A 22,174-nucleotide genomic window follows, 5' to 3' on the forward strand; every position below is an offset into this window, starting at 1 on the left:
CATTGTTTTCTCACCGCGTAGACGAGAATAGTTAACAACCCAACGAAGTCCAAGTGCTTGACGGCGCTCTGGACGTACTTCAACAGGTACTTGGTAGTTAGATCCACCTACACGACGTGCTCTAACCTCTAGTACTGGCATTACGTTCTTAAGAGCTTGTTCGAAAGTTTCCATTGCGTCGTTTCCACTACGCTCTTGAACTAGTTCGAATGCTTTATAAAGAATTTTTTGTGCTTTACCGCGTTTACCATCCACCATGATTTGGTTGATCAGGCGAGTTACAAGCTTAGAGTTGTACATTGGGTCTGGCAATACATCACGCTTTGGTACTGGTCCTTTACGTGGCATACGGTCCCCTCCTTTCAATCTTACTAAAGTTTTATTAAGTGCAAGTTAACTTGCCTTATTTTTTAGGTTTTTTCGTTCCGTACTTAGAACGACCTTGCATGCGGCCTTCAACACCAGCAGTGTCAAGAGCACCACGTACAATGTGGTAACGTACACCCGGTAAGTCTTTAACACGTCCACCACGGATAAGAACAACACTGTGCTCTTGTAGGTTGTGGCCGATACCAGGGATATACGCAGTTACTTCGATGCTGTTCGTTAAACGAACACGAGCATATTTACGAAGTGCAGAGTTCGGTTTCTTTGGTGTTAGCGTACCAACACGTGTACAAACACCACGCTTTTGTGGAGAAGACTGATCTGTGAACTTCTTCTTGTAGCTGTTATAGCCTTTGTTAAGCGCTGGAGAGTCTGACATTTTCTTCTTAGAAACGCGACCTTTACGTACTAATTGATTAATAGTAGGCATTTAATTTTCCTCCCTTCAAACTAAGGATTGTAATACCACACATCCAGGTGGTTCATAAATAAGCAAAAAACAAAGCTTTCGCGAAAGTTTGCCTTTCCGCCAAAACTTTATTGCTTTATCGCTACTACAGCTGCTCCCACATCAATCCCACAAGCTTTACCCAATTTATCCATTGAATCTACTCGTGCGAAAGGAGTTTCAAACTCTTCTGCGAGTCGCAGTACTTTAGCCGTTACATGCTGATCAGCATCATCAGCAACAATAACTTCTTGAACTTGACCATGCTTTATAGCTTTCATGGTTTGCTTTGTTCCAATTACTACATTCGACTTAGCCTGTGCTACTTTTTCATAAGACATTTAACTATATCCTCCAAAGTAACAAGGATAAATGGAAGCACCTAGAATATAGTATCACCCGCATCACATAATGTCAACGTGGTTAGAATATTTTTTCTAGATGCTCCCTAGATTATCACTTGCTTCATCAGCTTACTATTACAAAATTAAGACTGTGTGATCTCTTCAGGCTCTTCAGCTTTAATCATATCTTCTGTTAATTCATCGGATGCTGGTTGAACTGAACGGTAGCGAGGCATACCTGTACCGGCCGGAACCAACTTACCAATAATAACATTTTCTTTAAGTCCTAGCAATTCGTCACGTTTTCCTTTAATAGCAGCATCAGTTAGGACACGAGTAGTCTCCTGGAAGGATGCGGCAGATAGGAAGGAATCCGTTTCTAGTGATGCTTTCGTAATTCCAAGTAGAACCGGACGGCCCACCGCTGGTTGGCTTCCTTCTACAAGTGATTGACGGTTTGCATCACGGAATTGGTGGATCTCAAGTAGTGAGCCAGGAAGAACATCCGTATCACCTGCATCAAGTACACGCACTTTGCGAAGCATCTGGCGCACCATTACTTCAACGTGCTTATCCCCGATTTCTACACCCTGCATACGGTAAACTTTCTGAACTTCACGTAGAAGATACATTTCAACGCCTTCTACACCTTGAATTTTCAGTAATTCTTTTGGATCTACAGAACCTTCTGTTAGCTCTTCACCAGCTTGAACAGTGTCTCCAACTGTAACTTTCATACGAGCACCATATGGGGCTGTGTAGCTACGTTTTTCAACTTCGCCTTGTACTGTGATTTCGAGCTTTTCTTTTACTTCATTAACTTCTTCTACTGTACCATGGATCTCACTGATTACAGCTTGACCTTTAGGGTTACGAGCTTCAAATAACTCTTGAATACGAGGTAGACCTTGTGTGATATCATCTCCTGCAACACCACCAGTGTGGAAGGTACGCATTGTAAGCTGTGTACCTGGTTCACCGATCGATTGTGCAGCAATGATTCCAACAGCTTCTCCTACTTCTACTTCTGAGCCAGTTGCTAAGTTACGGCCGTAACATTTCTTACATACACCATGGCGTGTGTTACATGTAAATGCTGAACGGATGGTTGCTTTTTCAACACCCGCATCCACAATAGAGCGCGCCATATCTTCAGTTATGATTTGATCACGAGTAGCCATCACTTCGCCTGTTTCTGGGTTACGGATCGTCTTGAATGCTGTACGACCTATTAGACGATCGATAAGCGGTTCAATCATTTCCGTACCTTCAGTAAGGGAAGCCACTTCTAAGCCACGGTCAGTGCCACAGTCATCTTCACGAACGATAACATCTTGTGCTACGTCAACTAGACGACGTGTAAGGTAACCTGAGTCGGCTGTTTTCAGTGCTGTATCGGCAAGACCTTTACGAGCACCGTGTGTAGAGATGAAGTACTCTAGAACCGTCAGACCTTCACGGAAACTTGATTTGATTGGAAGTTCGATGATCTTACCAGCCGGGTTGGCCATAAGACCACGCATACCAGCTAACTGTGTGAAGTTAGATGCGTTACCACGAGCTCCGGAATCACTCATCATGAAGATTGGGTTGGCAGGATCAAGTGTGTGCATTAAACGATCTTGAATATCGTCTTTGGCCGCTGACCAAATAGCAATAACGCGATCATAACGCTCATCATCTGTAATCAAACCACGACGGAACTGTTTCATAACTTTGTCTACTTTACCTTGAGCTTCTTCAAGGATGGTTTGTTTCTCTGGAAGTACCACGATGTCAGAAACACCTACAGTGATACCAGCTTTAGTTGAATAAGCGAAACCTAAGTCCTTCATACGGTCAAGCATTTTAGACGTTTCACTAATCTTAAAGCGTTTAAAGACTTCTGCGATAATGTTCCCAAGAATCTTCTTCTTGAACGGAGAAACTAATTCGCGTTTTTTGATTTCCTCTTTAACATCTGTACCTTTCTCAATGAAGTACATTTCAGGCGTTTTGCCTTCAAGGTTACTTTGAGTCGGTTCATTAATGTAAGGGAAAGATTCAGGTAGAATTTCGTTGAAGATTAACTTACCAACAGTTGTTAGTAACAGCTGGTTGTTTTGTTCTTCAGTGAATGTCCCATTATTTAATGAGCGAGCATGCACAGCTACACGTGTGTGTAAGTGAACATATCCATTCTGATAAGCAATTAAAGCTTCATCAGTATCCTTAAATACTTTACCTTCACCAACTGCGTCCACGCGCTCTAGTGTTAGATAATAGTTACCTAAAACCATGTCCTGGGAAGGTGTAACTACTGGCTTTCCATCCTTAGGGTTCAGGATGTTTTGCGCAGCAAGCATTAAGATACGAGCTTCTGCTTGGGCCTCTGCAGATAGTGGTACGTGAACAGCCATTTGGTCACCATCAAAGTCAGCGTTATACGCTGTACATACTAGTGGGTGCAGGCGAATTGCACGTCCTTCTACAAGTGTTGGTTCGAATGCTTGGATTCCAAGACGGTGAAGTGTAGGGGCACGGTTTAGAAGAACCGGGTGCTCTTTAATCACTTCTTCTAGAACATCCCAAACCTCTGGGTGAATGCGTTCTATTTTGCGTTTAGCAGACTTTATGTTGTGCGCAAGTCCGCGATCAACTAGTTCACGCATTACGAATGGTTTGAATAGTTCTAAAGCCATTTCTTTCGGTAAACCACACTGATACATCTTTAGGCTAGGCCCAACGACGATTACAGAACGACCAGAGTAGTCTACACGCTTACCAAGCAAGTTCTGACGGAAACGACCTTGTTTACCTTTCAGCATATGAGAAAGAGACTTAAGAGGTCTGTTTCCTGGTCCGGTAACCGGACGGCCACGTCGACCGTTATCAATCAAAGCATCTACAGCTTCTTGAAGCATACGCTTTTCGTTTTGAACGATAATCGTAGGAGCTCCAAGATCTAATAGACGCTTCAAGCGGTTATTACGGTTAATTACACGACGATATAGGTCGTTTAAATCAGACGTTGCAAAACGTCCACCGTCAAGTTGTACCATCGGGCGAAGTTCTGGCGGAATTACAGGTAGTACATCTAGAATCATCCAAGATGGATTGTTACCTGATCCACGGAACGCCTCAAGTACTTCTAAACGTTTAATAGCGCGTGTACGACGCTGTCCTTGAGCTGTTTTCAATTCTTCTTTAAGAGTTTCTACTTCTTTCTCTAGATCGATATCTTGAAGCAACTTACGAATCGCCTCAGCACCCATTAGAGCTTGGAAGGACTTTCCGTACTTCTCACGATACGTACGGTATTCTTTCTCAGAAAGTAACTGCTTTCTCTCAAGAGCCGTATCACCTTGATCTGTAACGACATATGCCGCGAAGTAGATAACTTCTTCTAAAGCACGAGGTGACATATCAAGAACAAGTCCCATACGACTTGGAATTCCTTTGAAGTACCAAATGTGAGAGACAGGGGCAGCTAATTCTAAGTGCCCCATACGCTCACGACGTACTTTTGCTTTGGTTACTTCTACGCCACAACGATCACAAACGATTCCTTTGTAACGAACACGCTTGTATTTACCACAATGACATTCCCAGTCTTTTGTAGGACCGAAAATGCGTTCACAGAACAAACCGTCTTTCTCCGGCTTTAACGTACGATAGTTAATGGTTTCTGGTTTCTTAACTTCACCAAATGACCAAGAACGAATCTTATCAGGCGAAGCTAAACCAATCTTCATATATTCAAAGTTGTTTACATCTAGCAAGGGGCCTACCTCCCTTATAATCTCCAGGTTTTACCCTAAGCTTAGAGTCCAGTGTCATAAGCTCTTACTCTATTTCGTCTTTAGGATCGCCATCAACGTTCAGCTTCTCAGCTGATTGCGCTTCTTCTTCTTCAATATCACGTAAATCAATTTCAGATTCATCCGCTGTTAGCATCTTAACGTCCATACCTAAACTTTGTAACTCTTTAATCAATACTTTAAATGATTCTGGCACGCCTGGTTCAGGTACGTTAGAGCCTTTGACAATTGATTCATACGTTTTAACACGCCCAACAACGTCATCAGACTTAACAGTTAAGATTTCTTGAAGTGTATATGCAGCACCGTATGCTTCAAGTGCCCATACCTCCATCTCACCGAAACGCTGACCACCAAATTGAGCTTTACCACCCAACGGTTGTTGCGTAACAAGAGAGTATGGTCCAGTAGAACGCGCGTGAAGTTTGTCATCAACCATGTGTGCAAGTTTAATCATGTACATAACACCTACAGATACACGGTTGTCAAACGGTTCACCAGTACGTCCATCATAAAGAATTGTCTTCGCATCTCTTGCCATGCCAGCTTCTTGTAATGTTTCCCAAACGTCTTCCTCACGTGCACCATCAAATACTGGTGTAGCCATACGAACACCTAATAGGCGAGAAGCCATACCTAAGTGTAGCTCTAGTACCTGACCAATGTTCATACGTGAAGGTACACCTAATGGGTTTAACATGACATCGACTGGTGTGCCGTCTGGCAGGTAAGGCATATCTTCCTCAGGAAGGATCTTAGAGATTACACCTTTGTTACCGTGACGACCGGCCATTTTGTCACCTTCAGATATCTTACGCTTTTGAACGATGTAAACGCGAACCAACTGATTTACACCAGGAGGCAGTTCATCTCCATCTTCACGATTGAAGATCTTAACATCAAGAACGATACCGCCAGCGCCGTGTGGCACGCGCAAGGAAGTGTCACGTACTTCACGTGCTTTCTCACCAAAGATCGCATGTAATAAACGCTCTTCTGCTGAAAGCTCTGTCACACCCTTAGGTGTCACTTTACCTACTAACAGATCGCTATCACTTACCTCAGCACCGACACGAATAATTCCGCGGTCGTCTAGATCTTTAAGCGCATCTTCACCTACGTTCGGGATATCACGTGTAATTTCTTCTGGTCCTAATTTCGTATCACGAGCTTCTGATTCATACTCTTCAATATGAATAGAAGTGTAAACGTCGTCTTTTACAAGGCGTTCACTCATGATAATCGCATCCTCATAGTTATAACCATCCCATGTCATAAAGGCAACAAGCGGGTTTTTACCTAGTGCAAGTTCACCTTTTTCCATCGAAGGTCCATCAGCAAGGATTTCTCCTTTTTCAACACGATCACCAGCGCTAACGATTGGCTTCTGGTTGTAACAAGTACCTTGGTTTGAACGGATAAATTTCTGGAAACGGTAGCGATCTAAGTCGCCTTCTACTTCTTTTCCGTCTACCACTGAGATACGACGAACAAGAACTTCCTTAGCATCTACACGTTCTACGATACCTTCATGATGCGCCACAACAGCAGCACCAGAGTCTTTACCAGATACATATTCCATACCAGTACCCACTAATGGAGATTCAGGTTCCATTAAAGGTACAGCTTGACGTTGCATGTTCGCACCCATTAGGGAACGGTTGGAGTCATCGTTTTCTAAGAAAGGAATACACGCTGTCGCAGCAGAAACAACCTGTTTCGGCGATACGTCCATATAGTCAATACGTTCACGTTTAACTGCAGTGTTCTCACCACGGAAACGTGCGATTACTTCCTCATCTTGGAATGATCCATCTTCTTCTAACTTTGCGTTTGCCTGAGCCACCACATAGTTGTCCTCTTCATCAGCAGTCAAGTAATCAATTTGAGCTGTTACTTTCCCTGTTTCAGGGTCAACACGACGATATGGTGTTTCAATAAAGCCAAATTTGTTTACTTTTGCATATGAGGAAAGAGAGTTAATAAGACCAATGTTTGGTCCCTCTGGCGTCTCGATTGGACACATACGTCCATAGTGGGAATAGTGAACGTCACGTACTTCAAAACCTGCACGCTCACGTGTCAAACCACCAGGTCCTAATGCAGAAAGACGGCGTTTGTGCGTTAATTCTGCAAGCGGGTTCGTTTGGTCCATGAACTGGGATAACTGAGAGCTACCAAAGAACTCTTTGATAGAAGCAATAACTGGGCGAATGTTGATCAGCTGTTGTGGTGTAATAGAAGCAGTGTCTTGGATCGACATACGCTCACGTACTACACGCTCCATACGAGATAGACCAATACGGAATTGGTTCTGCAGAAGCTCACCAACCGAACGAAGACGACGGTTACCTAAGTGGTCAATATCGTCCGTGCCACCAACATTATGAAGTAAGTTAAAGAAGTAACTTACTGCAGATAGAATGTCAGAAGGCGTGATGTTCTTAGTACTGTCATCAACATTTGCATTGCTGATTACATTAAGAGTTTTCTCCCCTTCAGGGTCTGTAGGATCTACAATCTTAATGTTTTGGATCTTCATAGGGTCATCTAGCACACCGTCATGAGGTTCTACGTATTCATCTCCAAGATTCTCTTCAGAACCTTCAAGATATGGTAGAATCTTGTCTAATAAGCGGCGATCTAGTTTATCCCCTTTGTTTGCAAGGATTTCACCTGTTTCCGGATCAGCTAATGACTCAGCTAACACTTGGTTAAATAGGCGATTCTTGATGTGTAACTTCTTATTAATCTTGTAACGACCTACGTGTGCAAGATCATACCTTTTTGGATCAAAGAAGCGTGAAACAAGTAAACTCTTCGCATTTTCTACCGTTGGTGGTTCACCAGGGCGAAGTCGCTCGTAAATTTCTAAAAGAGCTTTTTCACTGTTTTCCGTATTATCTTTCTCAAGCGTATTCTTAAGGTATTGGTTCTCACCAATAAGATCAATGATCTCTTGGTCTGTTCCAAATCCTAGAGCACGCAATAAGACTGTAATCGGAAGTTTACGGGTACGATCAATACGTACGTGAACTACGTCTTTTGCGTCTGTTTCGAATTCTAACCAAGCACCACGGTTAGGGATTACAGTAGCTGTATACCCTCTCTTACCGTTCTTATCAACTTTAGGATTAAAGTAGACACTTGGAGAACGAACTAACTGAGATACGATTACACGCTCTGCACCATTAATGACGAAAGTACCTGTACCAGTCATTAGTGGGAAATCGCCCATAAACACTTCCTGCTCTTTAACTTCGCCAGTTTCTTTATTAAGCAAGCGTACTTTAACGCGAAGAGGAGCTGAATATGTGACATCTCGATCTTTTGATTCATCTACAGGATACTTTGGCTCTCCGAGTGTGTAATCTACAAACTCTAAAGAAAGATTGCCTGTAAAGTCCTCAATTGGTGAAATGTCTTGGAACATCTCCCTCAAACCTTCTTCTAAGAACCAATCATAAGAAGCAGTTTGAATTTCAATTAAATTTGGTAATTCGAGTACTTCGCTGATACGCGCATAACTTCTGCGCTGGCGGTGTCGTCCATACTGAACTAGTTGACCTGTCAACTGATTCACCCCTCAAATCAAGCATTTTAATAAAGAAAAAATTGTCCGGCAAAAATGGCATGCCGAACTAGCTAGTACAGAAAGATCTCTCCTGCACCAGGTTAATCTATAGTTACACTCGTACAAGACGAGTGTAATTGAACAATTCCGTTTTCCTTAACGTTAGACAAAAGAAAAAAGGGTTTCTAGAAGAAAACCACAATATACGATTTGTTTATTCGATTTTACCATTCTTGCCTAACGAAAGGCTTTTATACGCAAAAAGTTTAAAAAAACTCTTGACATAGAAACTTATATATTGGCATTTTTCAATACTATCACAACTAAATTTCGGAGTCAAACTTTTTCGCCTTAAGAATGAAGTAACCCTTCGCCTTCTTTTCAATCGTTACCTGGTCGAATAGTTCTTCTAAATGTTGCTTAGCAGATGGAGCACCTTGTTTCTTTTGAATGACAACCCACAATTCGCCTCCTGGGAGAAGAGCCCGGTGACTTTGATCGAACATGGAATGAACAACTTTCTTTCCTGCTCTAATTGGTGGATTCGTTACGATTGCCGCAAAGCTCTGATGTTGTATAGCAGAAAATTGGTCACTTTGGATAATGTCTGCATTCTTTACGTTGTTCTTTGCTGCGTTGTTTTGAGCTAATTGAGTCGCTCGCTCGTTAACATCTACCATAACAACTTTACGATCTGGGAAATCCAGAGCGAGGGAAAGACCTATGGGGCCATATCCACAGCCCAGATCAAGAAATTCTCCATTGATCTCTGGTTCAGCAAACGTTTCTATTAAGGTTCTAGACCCAAAATCTACTTCGTCTTTAGAAAATACTCCTTGATCTGTGCTAAAGTTAAGCGTTCTTCCTCGTAAGTTGAACGTCCATGACTTTGGAGCACTCTTAGATTCAGGATTTCTTGAATAATAGTGTTCTGCCATCCATAACACCTACCCATCTTGCAATATGCTTTACATAAGATTTTTTGAGTAAATTGCCCAAAAACTAATGTATAACAAAAAGCAAAGCTCGCCGTTATCCAGCGAGCTTTTTGTGCTTTCTCTTACTTAAGTTCGATCTTAGCGCCTGCTTCTTCAAGCTTAGTTTTCATTTCTTCAGCTTCTTCTTTAGCAATGCCCTCTTTAACTGGTTTTGGAGCGTTGTCTACTAAGTCTTTAGCATCCTTAAGTCCAAGTCCAGTGATTTCGCGAACTGCTTTAACTACTTTGATCTTAGAAGAACCAGCGTCTTCAAGAACAACGTCAAATTCAGTTTGCTCTTCAGCAGCTTCTTCAGCGCCGCCACCTACAGCTACAGGTGCTGCAGCAGTTACTCCAAATTCTTCTTCAATTGCTTTTACTAAATCATTAAGTTCAAGAACGTTCATTTCTTTGATCGCGTCGATAATTTGTTCTTTAGTCATGATATATCCTCCTTGTAATAAATATAATTATTAGACGTGCCTATTAGGCTATTAAGCGCCTTGTTCTTCTTTTTGGTCTGCAACAGCTTTTGTTGCAAGTGCGAAGTTGCGCATTGGAGCTTGTAGTACAGAAAGTAGCATAGATACAAGTCCGTTTGCGTCCGGAAGTTCTGCAAGTTCTTTGATTTGCTCAACGCTTGCAACACTACCTTCGATTACGCCACCTTTAATTTCAAGAGCGTCGTTTTCTTTAACGAAGCTGTTGATGATTTTAGCAGGGGATACAGCGTCGTCCTCGCTGAATGCAAGTGCTGTTGGTCCAACTAATACCTCATCAAGCTCAGTTAAGTTCGCTTCTGCTGTCGCACGGCGAGTCATTGTGTTTTTGTACACTTTGAAGTCTACGCCAGCTTCACGAAGTTGTTGACGAAGATTCGTTACCGTATCAACGTCTAGCCCGCGGTAATCTACAAGTACTGTAGATTTACTGTTCTGAAGTTTATCAGCAATTTCAGAAACAAGCTGTTTCTTGTGTTCAATAATTCTGCTCATCGTTCCACCTCCTATTGACTTTTCATCATACCGTTAGGGTGCCAAGGTTCATAAAAGGCTCGCGATATAAGTCATAAAAAATGTGCCTTCAAGGTAGACAAGAAGGCACATGAGTTGATGATAGCTATCGGCGAACAACTATCACGTATATCAACACACCTCGGTAGGAAATTAAGCGACAAGCGCACCTACTGTCTACGGTATAACGTATTCATATTTGCAACATTGAATATTATAGCTAAGCGCTATTGAAAAGTCAATGCCAAATTAGCTTTTGAAAGAAGAAATGTCTACGCGTACACCAGGTCCCATAGTGGAAGCTACTGATGCGTTACGCATGTAAGTTCCTTTAGCAGCCTGAGGCTTCGCCTTCATTAGCGTTTCAGTGATCGCTGTGAAGTTCTCAACTAATTTGTCATTTTCAAAGGAAACTTTACCAATTGGTACATGGATGTTTCCTGCTTTATCAACGCGGTATTCAACTTTACCTGCTTTGATTTCGTTAACAGCTTTTTCAACATCGAATGTTACAGTTCCTGTTTTAGGGTTAGGCATTAGACCTTTTGGTCCAAGTACGCGACCTAGTTTACCAACTTCAGCCATCATGTCTGGAGTCGCTACAACTACATCAAATTCAAACCAACCTTGGTTGATCTGGTTGATTAGGTCTTGTTCACCTACGAAGTCTGCACCCGCTGCTTCTGCTTCTTTCGCTTTATCACCTTTAGCGAAAACTAGAACACGTTGGGATTTACCAGTTCCGTGTGGTAGTACCATAGCGCCACGGATTTGTTGGTCCGCTTTCTTAGGGTCTACCCCTAGACGGAAAGCAGCTTCAACTGTTTCATCAAAGTTTGCTTTCGATGTTTCTTTAACTAGCTTGACTGCTTCTTGAGAGTCATAAGCTTTTGATTTATCTACTAATTTTAAAGCTTCTTCGTATCTTTTGCTTCTTTTAGCCATTTCATTTTCCTCCTCGTTGTGGTTTTAACGGTTTTACCTCCCACGAATAAAGGTTGCGAAATGCGGAAAACCCCCACCTCGCAACCTTACTCAATCCAGAGCCGCTGTGGGATTAGTCCTCGATAACAAGTCCCATGCTACGCGCTGTACCTTCAACCATGCGCATAGCTGCATCCACGTCAGCAGCATTTAGGTCAGGCATTTTTGTTTCAGCAATTTCGCGTACTTTGTCGCGCTTAATTGTTGCAACTTTATTGCGGTTCGGTTCGCCTGATCCGGATTTAATGCCAGCCGCATCTTTAAGAAGAACGGCAGCAGGCGGAGTTTTAGTGACGAATGTAAATGAACGGTCTTCAAACACCGTAATTTCAACCGGAATGATCATACCAGCTTGATCTGCTGTACGTGCGTTAAATTCCTTACAGAAACCCATGATGTTAACACCTGCTTGACCTAGTGCTGGTCCAACTGGTGGAGCCGGGTTGGCTTTACCTGCAGGGATCTGTAGTTTTACAACTTTAATAACTTTTTTAGCCACGAGACACACCTCCTTAAGTCCGTGATGTGGTTACAGGGGCTTTTCCCCTCCCACTCAATCATATACACATAAATCCTCTTTCTCGAGGCATTAAGAACATAAAAATTCTAGCATTTTTCCAGAAAGAATGCAAGGGGTCCCCATTATAATTTTTCAATTTGAGAAAACTCAAGCTCAACAGGGGTTTCGCGCCCAAACATATTAACGTGTACTTTTACCTTTTGCTTATCCAAGTCAATAGATTCAATAGAGCCAGTAAAGTTCGCGAAAGGCCCTTCGGTTACACGGACACTTTCTTTTACTTCAAAGCCAATGTCTTGGAGCGGTTCGTCCATTCCCATTCGCTTAAGAACTGTTTCCATTTCTTCTTCCAAGAGAGGGGTAGGCTTCGAACCTGAACCAGTAGATCCAACGAAACCTGTTACTCCTGGTGTATTACGTACAACATACCACGAATCATCCGTCATTACCATTTCCGCCAACACATAGCCGGGGAAAGTCTTCTTTTTAACGGTCTTACGTTTACCGTTTTTAATTTCCGTTTCTTCATCTTCAGGGACAATTACACGGAAGATCTTATCTTCCATCCCCATAGAATCCACACGTTTCTCTAAATTTGTTTTCACTTTATTCTCGTAACCAGAATAAGTGTGTACAACATACCATCTTTTTTCCATAGTTTCAGGACAAACGGTTTGCCCTTCCCTCCCTCATTGTTAAGTTTCGTTTTTTGATCAACATGAAAAAACCCGTTAAACGGGTTTTTTGAGCAAGAAACGTATTAATAACATTATAACATAAACATAAGTGCTTTATTCGGTAATCAATTCAAGAATCCACGAAATCCCTAAGTCTACTACCGCAAAGAAGACAGCAACAAAAGCCACGGTTGAAATAACCGTTACAGTGTATTTAGAAAGTTCTTTCCCTTTAGGCCAACTGACTTTTTGCATTTCTCGAGAAACGTTTTTGAAAAACTTGAACATGCTAGTACCCCCAAACTTTCACCCGTAAGGCTTCCTCGTTATTTTGTCTCCCGGTGCAGGGTGTGTTTGCCGCAATTCTTACAATACTTTCGTGCTTCAAGTCGCTCAGGATTGATGCTCGAGTTCTTATTTGTTGAGTAGTTACGACTTGCACATTCAACACACGCTAAGACTACCTTTTTCCGCATTTTTCTCCGCCCCATTTCAGGGTTTTAGTCACTTCCATTAATGTACCATGGGATTATAAGGCTGTCAACGTAGTGTTAGAGCGTTATTTCACTGATTTCAAGGTATCGTTCAAGCTTCCTCTTCACCCGTTGCAGTGCATTATCAATGGACTTAACATGACGGTTTAAATCTACCGAAATCTCCTGATAGGATCTGCCATCTAAATATAAACTCAGTACCTTTCTTTCTAAATCACTTAACAATTCTGACATTTTATATTCCATGTCACCAAACCGTTCCTGGTTTATAATCAATTCCTCGGGATCTAATGCTTTTGCACCGGCTATTACGTCCAACAATGTTCGATCGGACTCTTCATCATAGATGGGTTTGTCTAAAGAAACATATGAGTTAAGCGGTATATGCTTCTGTCTAGTGGCGGTTTTAATGGCAGTAATTATTTGGCGAGTTACACAAAGTTCTGCGAAGGCTTTAAACGAGGAAAGCTTGTCCTCTTGATAATCTCGAATTGCTTTATACAACCCGATCATTCCTTCCTGCACAATATCTTCTCGGTCTGCGCCAATTAAAAAATATGTGCGGGCTTTAGCACGTACAAAATTCTTATACTTATTAATCAAATGTTCTAAAGCTCGACTATCTCCTTTATGCACATAAACAACGACATCTTCGTCTGACATTTGTTCAAAATCCAAATCCTTGATGTCCTTCTCCACTTGTCCGATGATCACGTAAGGATTCCCCCCGACCGTACTACACTCGATATATAGAAATATTATACAGTAAGCGTTTCAGAAGCGTCAACACAAGCCGGCATTACTTTTCGCCTCTTCTCCACTTTTCGAAGACATCTAACACTTCTTTTTTTATCGGTATTTTAGACCTGTTTTGAACCTGATTATAAGACTTTACCTCGTTTTGAATCTCTTTTTCTATATTTTTCATCTCGATTTGAAGTTCTCTTGCTGATAAACGTAATGCGCCTTGAGCAAATATCGTTCGTTGTTCCGTGTAGTCCGAAGTTGCCACATATACTTGCGTTCTGATGTTTTTAACTTCCTGTACAAGCTTTTCTATTCGCTCATCTGCTGTTTCATTTTCTCTCGTAAAGACAATTTCTACGTCATAATTTTTTCGCTTTTTCTCTATACCTTGCACATAATATGCATCAAAGACCACAATCACTCTGTATTTGGAGAAAGCCCGATATTCAGCCATCTTTTCGATTAATAGATCACGGGCTTGGCCAAGGTCATGATCTTTTAAAGATTGAAGCTCTGGCCAAGCCCCTATAATGTTGTATCCATCTACAATGAGAACTACCATTACTACTCACCCAATGGGTGGCGCTTCCTGTGTATTTCATACATAAGCAAACTAGCCGAAACAGATGCATTAAGAGATGTGACGTGTCCAACCATTGGTAAACGAACAGACCAGTCGCATTTTTCTTTTACTAAACGGCTAATCCCTTTTCCTTCACTACCAATGACAAGTGCAATCGGCATGTCCCCTTTTAGTTGTCGGTAGTCCTCTTCTCCTTTAGCATCTGTTCCTACCACCCATACATGTTCTTTCTTCAAATCTTCAATTGTACGTGCTAAATTCGTCACTCGTACGACCGGAATATATTCAATTGCTCCTGTAGATGTTTTCGCTACAGTAGCCGTTAATCCTACAGAACGTCTCTTTGGAATGATAATCCCATGTACACCAGCGGCATCTGCTGTTCGAAGGATGGAACCTAAATTATGAGGATCTTCAATTTCATCTAGAATTAAGAAGAAAGGGGCCTCTCCCTTCTGGTGCGCATGATCAAACAAATCTTCTAGTTCACTGTAGCTATATGCCGCTACTGAAGCTATAACACCTTGGTGGCTTCCATCTACTAATTGATCAATTTTTTTCTTAGGTACTTTTTGAACTTGAACTCCGTTTTCTTTAGCGATCTTTTGGAGAGTTTGAGTTGCTTTATGTTGAAGTTGATCAGAGACCATTACTTTATTAATTGAACGCCCTGATTTTAATGCTTCTGAAACGGCATTTTTCCCTATAATCCATTCTTCTTTCATGTTGTCGCGCTCCTTTCTTCTACGTATTGTATCGCTTGGTCAACTAACTCGATTAGCCGGTCCTTTTGCTCCATGAAATACAGATACCCTAAAAGGGCTTCAAAAGCTGTACTATAACGATAGGTTTGTACATCTGTGTTCTTAGGTGTTGAACCGCTCTTAGCGTTTCGTCCCCTTCTCGCAATTCCTTCTTCCGCTTCTGTTAACAGCTGTTCGTCCAGCCAATAGCGAATGACAGCTGCCTGAGATTTCGCGGAGACAAAGCGTACCGCAGCTTGGTGCAATTGCTGCGGTTTCACACTCCCGCTCCGAATTAAGTGCTCTCTGACAAATTGTTCATATACAACATCACCCATGTAGGCGAGGGTTAGACTCTTCATTTGCCTAACGTCGACTTTTTGATGATTCATATTACCCTCTCTTCCAGCGTGTACCTTGAGGTGTATCCTCTAAAATGATGCCGCGTTCTTTTAAGTCATCTCGTATTTCATCAGCTCTTTGGAAATTACGATTCTTTCTTGCATCAATTCGCTCTTGAATTAATGCGTCAATTTCTTCATCAAGTAACTCATCTTCTCCAGCTACATGAATTCCTAACACTTCAGCTAATTCAGACAATGTTTGTTGGAATGAAGTAATAACACCTTCGGATGTGTGAGTCGATTGTAAATAAACGTTTGCATCTTTCGTAAGATCAAACAGTACAGAAATAGCATTAGCTGTATTGAAATCATCGTTCATTTCTTCAATAAATGTGTTCTTGTACGCTTCTACCTTTTGGATCCACTCTTCGTCATCTTCTGTTTGATTCGTAGCCGACTGTTTACGATGCTCTAGGTTTTCATAAGCATTCTTTATACGGTCTAAGCTGTTCTTAGCTCCTTCAAGTAATGCTTCACTAAAGTTGATTGGATGACGGTAATGAACGCTTAGCATAAAGAAGCGAATAACCTGAGGATCGTGGTGTTTAATGATATCATGAACGAGCACAAAGTTACCGAGAGATTTAGACATTTTCTCGTTCTCAATTTTGATATAGCCGTTGTGCATCCAATAGTTTGCAAATTGCTTTTCGTTTAATGCCTCAGATTGAGCAATTTCATTTTCGTGGTGAGGGAATGTTAAGTCTTGCCCCCCTGCGTGAATGTCAATCGTATCTCCCAAGTATTTCTTCGCCATAGCGGAACACTCTATGTGCCAACCAGGTCTTCCTTCTCCCCAAGGGCTTTCCCAAGCAATCTCGCCATCCTTCGTCGTTTTCCATAGGGTGAAATCAAGCGGATCTTCTTTCTTCTCCCCTACTTCAATACGCGCTCCTGTTCTGAGCTCATCAATGGATTGCTGAGATAATTTACCGTAAGAATCAAATGATCGAGTCCGGAAATAAACATCTCCTCCTGATTCATAAGCATGACCTTTGTCCACTAACGTATTGATAAATTCAATGATTTCAGACATGTTTTCCGTTACACGAGGATGATCCACGGCTTCTTCCACACCGAATGCTCCTACATCCTCTTTATAGGCCTCAATGAATCGCTCTGCAATTTCCGGCACTTCAGAACCAAGTTCGTTAGCTGCTTTAATTAACTTGTCATCTACATCTGTAAAGTTCAAAACGTAATGTACGTCATAATTCTGATACTGGAAGTACTTACGAACCGTATCAAAAACAATAGCAGGTCGGGCATTTCCTATGTGAATGTAGTTGTAAACCGTTGGGCCACACACATACATACGTACCTTACCTTCTTCAATTGGTTTGAACGCTTCTTTCTGACGTGTAAGGGTATTATAAATCTGAATCCCCATTATTGTTCACTCCTTGTTTCATATCTTCTATTTGTTTTTGTAAGCGAGTAATTTCTTCATCCATCTTTTTAAATCGGTCAGCGACCGGATCAGGCATTTTATGATGATCTAAGTCTTTACGTACTTTCTTTCCATTACGTATAACAATGGTTCCAGGGATCCCTACAACAGTTGAGTGATCAGGTACGTCGTTAAGTACAACAGATCCCGCTCCTACTTTAGAGTTCTCACCAATCGTAATGGATCCAAGTACTTTCGCTCCTGTGGCCACAAGGGCATGATCCTTGAGAGTTGGGTGACGTTTGCCCTTCTCTTTACCCGTTCCACCTAACGTTACGCCTTGGAATATGGTGACATTATCACCGATTTCACATGTTTCCCCGATGACAACACCCATGCCGTGATCAATAAAGAATCGACGGCCAATCTTGGCACCTGGATGGATTTCAATCCCTGTGAAAAACCGACTTAGTTGCGAGATGACTCTTGCTAAAAAGAAGAACTTTTTTATATAACAGGCATGTGCAAGTCGGTGCCCCCATATCGCATGTAATCCTGAGTAGGTTAAAATTACTTCAAACCGACTTCTAGCAGCCGGGTCTTGATCAAATACAACATCAACATCTTCCTTGAGCATTTGGAAAAGCCCCATTCATATCCCTCCATTACATCATCATGAGAAAAAGGTGAGTAGGCGATAAACCCTTATGCGAGACAGAAAAAAAAGCGCCTCTGTGCTTATAAAACACAGAGACGCTTCATGCGCGGTTCCACTCTGTTTGAGATAAAACGTACTTATCTCCAACTCGCCTCTCATAACGGGAGAGTACCGCTCTTGTTTACTACAATTCAACAAGAGACTCAGAGGTGCATTTCAAAAGAGCTCCTTCAACCACTTTCAGCCTGGGTGATTGTCTCTGCAAGAAAGGAGCGATCCCTTTACTTCTCCTCTTCAACGTTCTAGGTTATTAATGCTAATATATTATATTTCACGGAAAATGTGAACTTCTATGCTTGAAGCTGCTCTACAGCATTTTTTAAACGCTTCTTAACCGTCTCTTTTCCAAGTAGGTGAATAGCGTTTGGTAGCTCAGGCCCATGAGTCTGACCAGTTGTCGCCACACGAATTGGCATGAAGAGCTTCTTCCCTTTATGACCCGTTTCTTTTTGCACAGCTTTAACTGCCTTTTTAATGGCATCCGGTTCAAAAGCTTCTAATTCATCAAGTTTGGCACTATAGGTTTCAAGCACTTCTGGCACTTGCTCTTCTTTCAAGACAGCCATAGCTTCTTCGTCATAATCAATTTCCTCTTTGAAGAATAGTTCTGTCAGCTCCACAATCTCAGCTGCATAGTTTAACTGTTCTTGATATAAGGAAACTAACTCGCGTGCCCAGGCACGTTGGTCTTCACTCATGTCTTCAGAAAGGCGTCCCGCTTCAACAAGATGAGGAAGTGCAAGGTCTACAATACGGTCTAAACTTGAAGCTTTAATGTATTGGTTGTTAATCCACTTTAACTTCTGTGGGTCGAATACTGCTGGTGAAGACGATAGACGAGAAGGATCAAAGATCTCTATAAGTTGTTCATCAGTAAAGATTTCTTCCTCCCCTACCGGAGACCAACCAAGTAATGTAATGAAATTGAATAATGCTTCAGGTAGGTAGCCTAATTTCTCATACTGACCAATAAACTGAAGAATATGCTCATCGCGTTTACTTAGCTTCTTACGTTGTTCATTTAAGATTAGAGCCATATGACCAAAGCGAGGTGCTTCCCAACCAAGAGCATCATAGACCATCATTTGTTTTGGCGTATTGGAAATGTGCTCTTCACCACGTAAGACATCCGTAATCTTCATAAGATAATCATCGACAGCTACTGCAAAATTATACGTTGGCGTTCCGTTTTTCTTCGCAATAACCCAATCACCAAAGTCGCTTGATTCAAACGTAATCTCCCCACGAACAAGGTCATTAAATTTATAAGTAACCCCTTCTGGAACTCTAATACGAATGCTCGGCTGACGACCTTCCGCTTCAAACTGTTTGATCTGCTCTTCTGTAAGGTCACGATGCGCACCTGAATACTTCGGTACCTCGCCACGAGCGCGCTGTGCCTCACGCTCTGCCTCTAATTCTTCTTCTGTCACATAACATTTATATGCAAGGTTTTTCTCCAATAGTTCATCAATGTATTTCTGGTACAAGTCTAAACGTTCCATTTGACGATAAGGGCCGTAGTCTCCACCAACGTCAACGCTCTCATCCCAGTCAATCCCTAGCCATTTCAAGTATTCCATCTGGCTCTGTTCTCCACCAGCAACGTTACGCTTCTCATCCGTATCCTCAATACGAATAATAAATTTACCACCAAGGTGGCGTGCATATAAATAATTGAAAAGTGCTGTACGCGCATTCCCGATATGTAAATGCCCTGTCGGACTAGGCGCATAACGCACACGAATTTCATTTGTCATGGTTAATTCCCCTTCTTTCTACCGAATGATAGTCTACTTTCATTTTATCATCTCAAGCACGTGCTTGATAAACGAATTTTGATATTTACTTTGCTCATTATAGCGATTTTGAGCGTGTAAGTAAAACTGTTGCTTGTGCAGCTACTCCTTCTTTACGGCCAGGAAAACCTAGTTTTTCCGTAGTTGTGGCTTTTACGTTAACTTGTGACGTTTCTGCCTCTAGTATGCGCGCGATGTTGGATTGCATAGCTGTTGTATAAGGTGACATTCTTGGCGCCTGTGCGATGATGGTACAATCGATATTCCCTAGTTCATATCCATGACCCTTTACAATACTCCATACATGTTCAAGCAACTTCATAGAGTCGGCATCCTTAAATTCAGGTTCTGTATCCGGAAAGTGCTTCCCAATATCACCTTCTCCAATAGCTCCTAAACAGGCATCTGCTACCGTATGAAGTAAAACATCTGCGTCTGAATGACCGAGTAGACCTTTCTCATAAGGGATCTCAATACCCCCAATAATACAAGGTCTTCCTTCTACTAATTGGTGAACATCAAATCCTTGCCCCACACGAAACATATCTTTTTCCTCCTTCGCTTCTAATGCGGCCGAACGCTTATGAATAATCGTTTCAGCCTTTTCGATATCTTCAGGCGTCGTGAGCTTAATGTTATCATAACTTCCTTGGACAACTTCGACGTTCTCTCCTAGCCTTTCAACCAGAGAGGCATCGTCTGTACCAAGGTACTGTTCATCTTTTGCATGCTCATGGGCTGCCATAATGAGTCCATAACGGAAAGCCTGCGGCGTTTGAGCCGCAAAGAGCTCGTCTCGTTTTAACGTTTTAAGGCTACCCGCTTGATATTGCTTGATCGTATCCGTCACCGGTACAGCTAAAAGCGCCGCTCCATGTTCACCAGCCTCTTCTACCAGCTTCCGAATCGACTCTTTCGTAACAAAAGGTCTCGCTCCATCATGGATAAGAACGATAGAGTCCCCATCAACAGCCTGAAGACCCGCGTACACACTGTCTTGGCGCTCTTGGCCTCCATCAATAAGTGTAATTAGACTTGAATATCCAAACCTCTCTAATAAACTTTCTATCTGTGTACGTTCATCTGGATTAATGACTACAATTCGCTGTTCACATGAATCATCCTGCATAAAAGCTTCAATTGTATGAATGAGAAGCGGCTTCCCGTTTATAGATAAAAACTGTTTATTTACCCCAGCCTTCATCCGCTTCCCCTGACCAGCAGCTAGTATTATAACTTGATACGAACTCATAGATCCCATCCTAAATGTGTAATAATAAATGTTTTAAACAAAACAAAAGCGATAACATCGCTGTTATCACTTTTGAGAAACTCTATTTTGTTTATACTCTACTTACAAGGCTTTTTCAAGTAGTTTAGGCTTGGCAAAAATCATTCGCCCTGCAGAAGTTTGAAGTACACTTGTAACAAGAACTTCAATAGTACGACCAATATAATCTTTACCTTCTTCAACAACGATCATGGTTCCGTCATCAAGGTACGCAACACCTTGATTCTGTTCTTTTCCGTCCTTAATAACTTGAACCGTAAGTTCCTCACCAGGTAACACAACTGGCTTAACAGCATTAGCTAAGTCATTGATATTCAGTACTTGAACATTTTGAAACTCGCAAACTTTATTTAAGTTAAAGTCGTTGGTAACGACTATTCCGTTAATGAGTTTCGCTAGCTTCACGAGCTTACTATCCACTTCCTGAACATCTTCAATATCGCCTTCATAGATTTCCACATTGACCGGAAGTTCCTTCTGCATTCGGTTAAGAACATCCAAACCTCGACGTCCTCTATTTCGCTTTAGCACATCTGAAGAATCCGCAATATGCTGTAATTCCTCTAGCACGAACTGTGGAATTAAAATCGTACCCTCAAGAAAATGAGTCTGGCAAATATCAGCGATTCGGCCATCAATAATAACACTTGTGTCTAAGATCTTTGTCTTAGGGGCAAAATCTGATTCTTCATCATCATACTGACCAGCTTCTTTCTTGCGGTCTTTCTCCTTTTCCTTTTTGTTGGCTAATGAAAGGAGATTAATGAATTCGTCGCGTCGTTTAAAACCTACTTGGAATCCTAAATAACCTAATATAACCGTTAGGAAAATCGGCAACACCTGCGATACTACTAATATAGGGTTATCCTGAAGAGGAATGTTAACCAAGAATGCTACGATTAACCCCACAATAAGACCTAAACTTCCAAACAACAGATCTGCCACAGGAACTTTGACAAGCGTTTCTTCTACCCACATGAAGAAATTGACGATATAATCGACAAACCAAAATGTTAATAAATATAATATTATGGCTCCTAGCACCATCCCGATGTACTCATTGGCCATCCAGGAATCTTGCGGTACGTCTGACAGACCGACAATCAAGTCTGGTATAAACAAAAATCCTATGGTACCACCTGCGATAACAATAAATAATTGGACCACTTTCTTAAGCACCACGGTCACCTCCTAACATGCAGTATTACCAAGTTTTCTAAAAAATATAATAAAAGAATAAAATCCACTTATATAGTCGAAACCGCATCACACCTTACAAAT

Annotated in this window: 22 protein-coding genes and 2 other annotated features; all 22 genes read right to left on the reverse strand. The window is 41.7% G+C overall.

Features of this window, described 5'->3' with window-relative positions:
• Positions 1-348, reverse strand: a 348-nt coding sequence (gene rpsG / locus N780_RS18405) for a 30S ribosomal protein S7 (protein ID WP_036787592.1), incomplete at its 3' end; no start/stop codon positions are given.
• A 55-nt stretch (positions 349-403) separates the two neighbouring features.
• Positions 404-817 (reverse strand): 30S ribosomal protein S12, encoded by a 414-nt coding sequence (rpsL, locus tag N780_RS18410; protein WP_036787595.1) that lies wholly within the window; start codon positions 815-817, stop codon positions 404-406.
• Positions 818-924: 107 nt separating this feature from the next.
• On the reverse strand, positions 925-1,176 hold the full coding sequence (locus N780_RS18415) for a 50S ribosomal protein L7ae-like protein (RefSeq protein ID WP_036787597.1): 252 nt from the start codon (positions 1,174-1,176) through the stop codon (positions 925-927).
• Between the two features lie 146 nt (positions 1,177-1,322).
• A complete protein-coding gene (gene rpoC, locus N780_RS18420) occupies positions 1,323-4,940 on the reverse strand; it encodes a DNA-directed RNA polymerase subunit beta' (RefSeq protein ID WP_036787599.1) in 3,618 nt (1,205 codons plus the stop codon).
• Between the two features lie 64 nt (positions 4,941-5,004).
• A complete protein-coding gene (rpoB, locus tag N780_RS18425) occupies positions 5,005-8,553 on the reverse strand; it encodes a DNA-directed RNA polymerase subunit beta (protein ID WP_036787601.1) in 3,549 nt (1,182 codons plus the stop codon).
• Between the two features lie 323 nt (positions 8,554-8,876).
• On the reverse strand, positions 8,877-9,491 hold the full coding sequence (locus N780_RS18430) for a class I SAM-dependent methyltransferase (protein WP_036787603.1): 615 nt from the start codon (positions 9,489-9,491) through the stop codon (positions 8,877-8,879).
• Between the two features lie 122 nt (positions 9,492-9,613).
• Positions 9,614-9,973: a 50S ribosomal protein L7/L12 gene (gene rplL / locus N780_RS18435; protein WP_036787606.1), complete on the reverse strand. Its 360-nt coding sequence runs from the start codon at positions 9,971-9,973 to the stop codon at positions 9,614-9,616.
• 51 nt (positions 9,974-10,024) lie between these two features.
• Positions 10,025-10,525 (reverse strand): 50S ribosomal protein L10, encoded by a 501-nt coding sequence (gene rplJ, locus N780_RS18440; RefSeq protein ID WP_036787609.1) that lies wholly within the window; start codon positions 10,523-10,525, stop codon positions 10,025-10,027.
• Positions 10,526-10,592: 67 nt separating this feature from the next.
• Positions 10,593-10,744: a sequence feature (ribosomal protein L10 leader region), on the reverse strand.
• A gap of 48 nt (positions 10,745-10,792) precedes the next feature.
• The gene (gene rplA / locus N780_RS18445; protein WP_036787612.1) at positions 10,793-11,488 is read right to left on the reverse strand and encodes a 50S ribosomal protein L1; all 696 of its coding nucleotides are present in this window, start codon (positions 11,486-11,488) and stop codon (positions 10,793-10,795) included.
• A gap of 112 nt (positions 11,489-11,600) precedes the next feature.
• Positions 11,601-12,026, reverse strand: coding sequence for a 50S ribosomal protein L11 (rplK, locus tag N780_RS18450; RefSeq protein ID WP_036787615.1), 426 nt, complete (start codon positions 12,024-12,026; stop codon positions 11,601-11,603).
• 143 nt (positions 12,027-12,169) lie between these two features.
• The gene (gene nusG / locus N780_RS18455; RefSeq protein WP_036787617.1) at positions 12,170-12,703 is read right to left on the reverse strand and encodes a transcription termination/antitermination protein NusG; all 534 of its coding nucleotides are present in this window, start codon (positions 12,701-12,703) and stop codon (positions 12,170-12,172) included.
• Between the two features lie 135 nt (positions 12,704-12,838).
• Positions 12,839-13,012 carry a preprotein translocase subunit SecE gene (gene secE / locus N780_RS18460; protein WP_036787619.1) on the reverse strand — a complete coding sequence of 58 codons (174 nt, stop codon included), beginning with the start codon at positions 13,010-13,012 and terminating at the stop codon, positions 12,839-12,841.
• 38 nt (positions 13,013-13,050) lie between these two features.
• Entirely contained in the window at positions 13,051-13,215 is a 165-nt protein-coding gene (gene rpmG, locus N780_RS19640) for a 50S ribosomal protein L33 (protein ID WP_269746724.1), read from the reverse strand.
• 60 nt (positions 13,216-13,275) lie between these two features.
• On the reverse strand, positions 13,276-13,881 hold the full coding sequence (gene sigH, locus N780_RS18465) for an RNA polymerase sporulation sigma factor SigH (RefSeq protein ID WP_052115168.1): 606 nt from the start codon (positions 13,879-13,881) through the stop codon (positions 13,276-13,278).
• Between the two features lie 136 nt (positions 13,882-14,017).
• Positions 14,018-14,527 (reverse strand): NYN domain-containing protein, encoded by a 510-nt coding sequence (locus N780_RS18470; protein WP_036787624.1) that lies wholly within the window; start codon positions 14,525-14,527, stop codon positions 14,018-14,020.
• Between the two features lie 2 nt (positions 14,528-14,529).
• The gene (gene rlmB / locus N780_RS18475; RefSeq protein ID WP_036787626.1) at positions 14,530-15,273 is read right to left on the reverse strand and encodes a 23S rRNA (guanosine(2251)-2'-O)-methyltransferase RlmB; all 744 of its coding nucleotides are present in this window, start codon (positions 15,271-15,273) and stop codon (positions 14,530-14,532) included.
• Positions 15,270-15,683: a Mini-ribonuclease 3 gene (locus N780_RS18480; RefSeq protein WP_036787628.1), complete on the reverse strand. Its 414-nt coding sequence runs from the start codon at positions 15,681-15,683 to the stop codon at positions 15,270-15,272. Before N780_RS18480 ends, rlmB begins: the two co-directional genes overlap by 4 nt.
• 1 nt (position 15,684) lies before the next feature.
• Positions 15,685-17,085, reverse strand: a complete 1,401-nt coding sequence (cysS, locus tag N780_RS18485; RefSeq protein WP_036787631.1) for a cysteine--tRNA ligase — start codon at positions 17,083-17,085, stop codon at positions 15,685-15,687.
• Positions 17,066-17,737, reverse strand: a complete 672-nt coding sequence (gene cysE / locus N780_RS18490) for a serine O-acetyltransferase (protein ID WP_188655936.1) — start codon at positions 17,735-17,737, stop codon at positions 17,066-17,068. Before cysE ends, cysS begins: the two co-directional genes overlap by 20 nt.
• A gap of 94 nt (positions 17,738-17,831) precedes the next feature.
• Positions 17,832-18,050, reverse strand: a binding site (T-box leader).
• 43 nt (positions 18,051-18,093) lie between these two features.
• Positions 18,094-19,563, reverse strand: a complete 1,470-nt coding sequence (gene gltX, locus N780_RS18495) for a glutamate--tRNA ligase (RefSeq protein ID WP_036787633.1) — start codon at positions 19,561-19,563, stop codon at positions 18,094-18,096.
• Between the two features lie 97 nt (positions 19,564-19,660).
• A complete protein-coding gene (locus N780_RS18500; protein ID WP_036787636.1) occupies positions 19,661-20,863 on the reverse strand; it encodes a bifunctional 2-C-methyl-D-erythritol 4-phosphate cytidylyltransferase/2-C-methyl-D-erythritol 2,4-cyclodiphosphate synthase in 1,203 nt (400 codons plus the stop codon).
• A gap of 93 nt (positions 20,864-20,956) precedes the next feature.
• Entirely contained in the window at positions 20,957-22,072 is a 1,116-nt protein-coding gene (locus N780_RS18505) for a PIN/TRAM domain-containing protein (protein ID WP_036787639.1), read from the reverse strand.
• Between the last annotated feature and the right edge of the window lie 102 nt (positions 22,073-22,174).

Origin of the sequence: Pontibacillus chungwhensis BH030062, assembly GCF_000770675.1 — a bacterium.
GTDB lineage: Bacteria > Bacillota > Bacilli > Bacillales > BH030062 > Pontibacillus > Pontibacillus chungwhensis.

Coding starts and splice junctions, on each gene's coding strand:
- cysS (WP_036787631.1), bottom strand. CDS start 17,085: ATGGGGATTCAGATTTATAATACCCTTACACGTCAGAAAGAAGCGTTC.
- rpmG (WP_269746724.1), bottom strand. CDS start 13,215: ATGGGGCGGAGAAAAATGCGGAAAAAGGTAGTCTTAGCGTGTGTTGAA.
- cysE (WP_188655936.1), bottom strand. CDS start 17,737: ATGGGGCTTTTCCAAATGCTCAAGGAAGATGTTGATGTTGTATTTGAT.
- sigH (WP_052115168.1), bottom strand. CDS start 13,881: ATGTCAGACGAAGATGTCGTTGTTTATGTGCATAAAGGAGATAGTCGA.
- gltX (WP_036787633.1), bottom strand. CDS start 19,563: ATGACAAATGAAATTCGTGTGCGTTATGCGCCTAGTCCGACAGGGCAT.
- N780_RS18430 (WP_036787603.1), bottom strand. CDS start 9,491: ATGGCAGAACACTATTATTCAAGAAATCCTGAATCTAAGAGTGCTCCA.
- rplA (WP_036787612.1), bottom strand. CDS start 11,488: ATGGCTAAAAGAAGCAAAAGATACGAAGAAGCTTTAAAATTAGTAGAT.
- N780_RS18470 (WP_036787624.1), bottom strand. CDS start 14,527: ATGGTAGTTCTCATTGTAGATGGATACAACATTATAGGGGCTTGGCCA.
- rplJ (WP_036787609.1), bottom strand. CDS start 10,525: ATGAGCAGAATTATTGAACACAAGAAACAGCTTGTTTCTGAAATTGCT.
- N780_RS18415 (WP_036787597.1), bottom strand. CDS start 1,176: ATGTCTTATGAAAAAGTAGCACAGGCTAAGTCGAATGTAGTAATTGGA.
- nusG (WP_036787617.1), bottom strand. CDS start 12,703: ATGGAAAAAAGATGGTATGTTGTACACACTTATTCTGGTTACGAGAAT.
- N780_RS18500 (WP_036787636.1), bottom strand. CDS start 20,863: ATGGGATCTATGAGTTCGTATCAAGTTATAATACTAGCTGCTGGTCAG.
- rplL (WP_036787606.1), bottom strand. CDS start 9,973: ATGACTAAAGAACAAATTATCGACGCGATCAAAGAAATGAACGTTCTT.
- N780_RS18480 (WP_036787628.1), bottom strand. CDS start 15,683: ATGAATCATCAAAAAGTCGACGTTAGGCAAATGAAGAGTCTAACCCTC.
- rlmB (WP_036787626.1), bottom strand. CDS start 15,273: ATGAAAGAAGAATGGATTATAGGGAAAAATGCCGTTTCAGAAGCATTA.
- secE (WP_036787619.1), bottom strand. CDS start 13,012: ATGTTCAAGTTTTTCAAAAACGTTTCTCGAGAAATGCAAAAAGTCAGT.
- rpsL (WP_036787595.1), bottom strand. CDS start 817: ATGCCTACTATTAATCAATTAGTACGTAAAGGTCGCGTTTCTAAGAAG.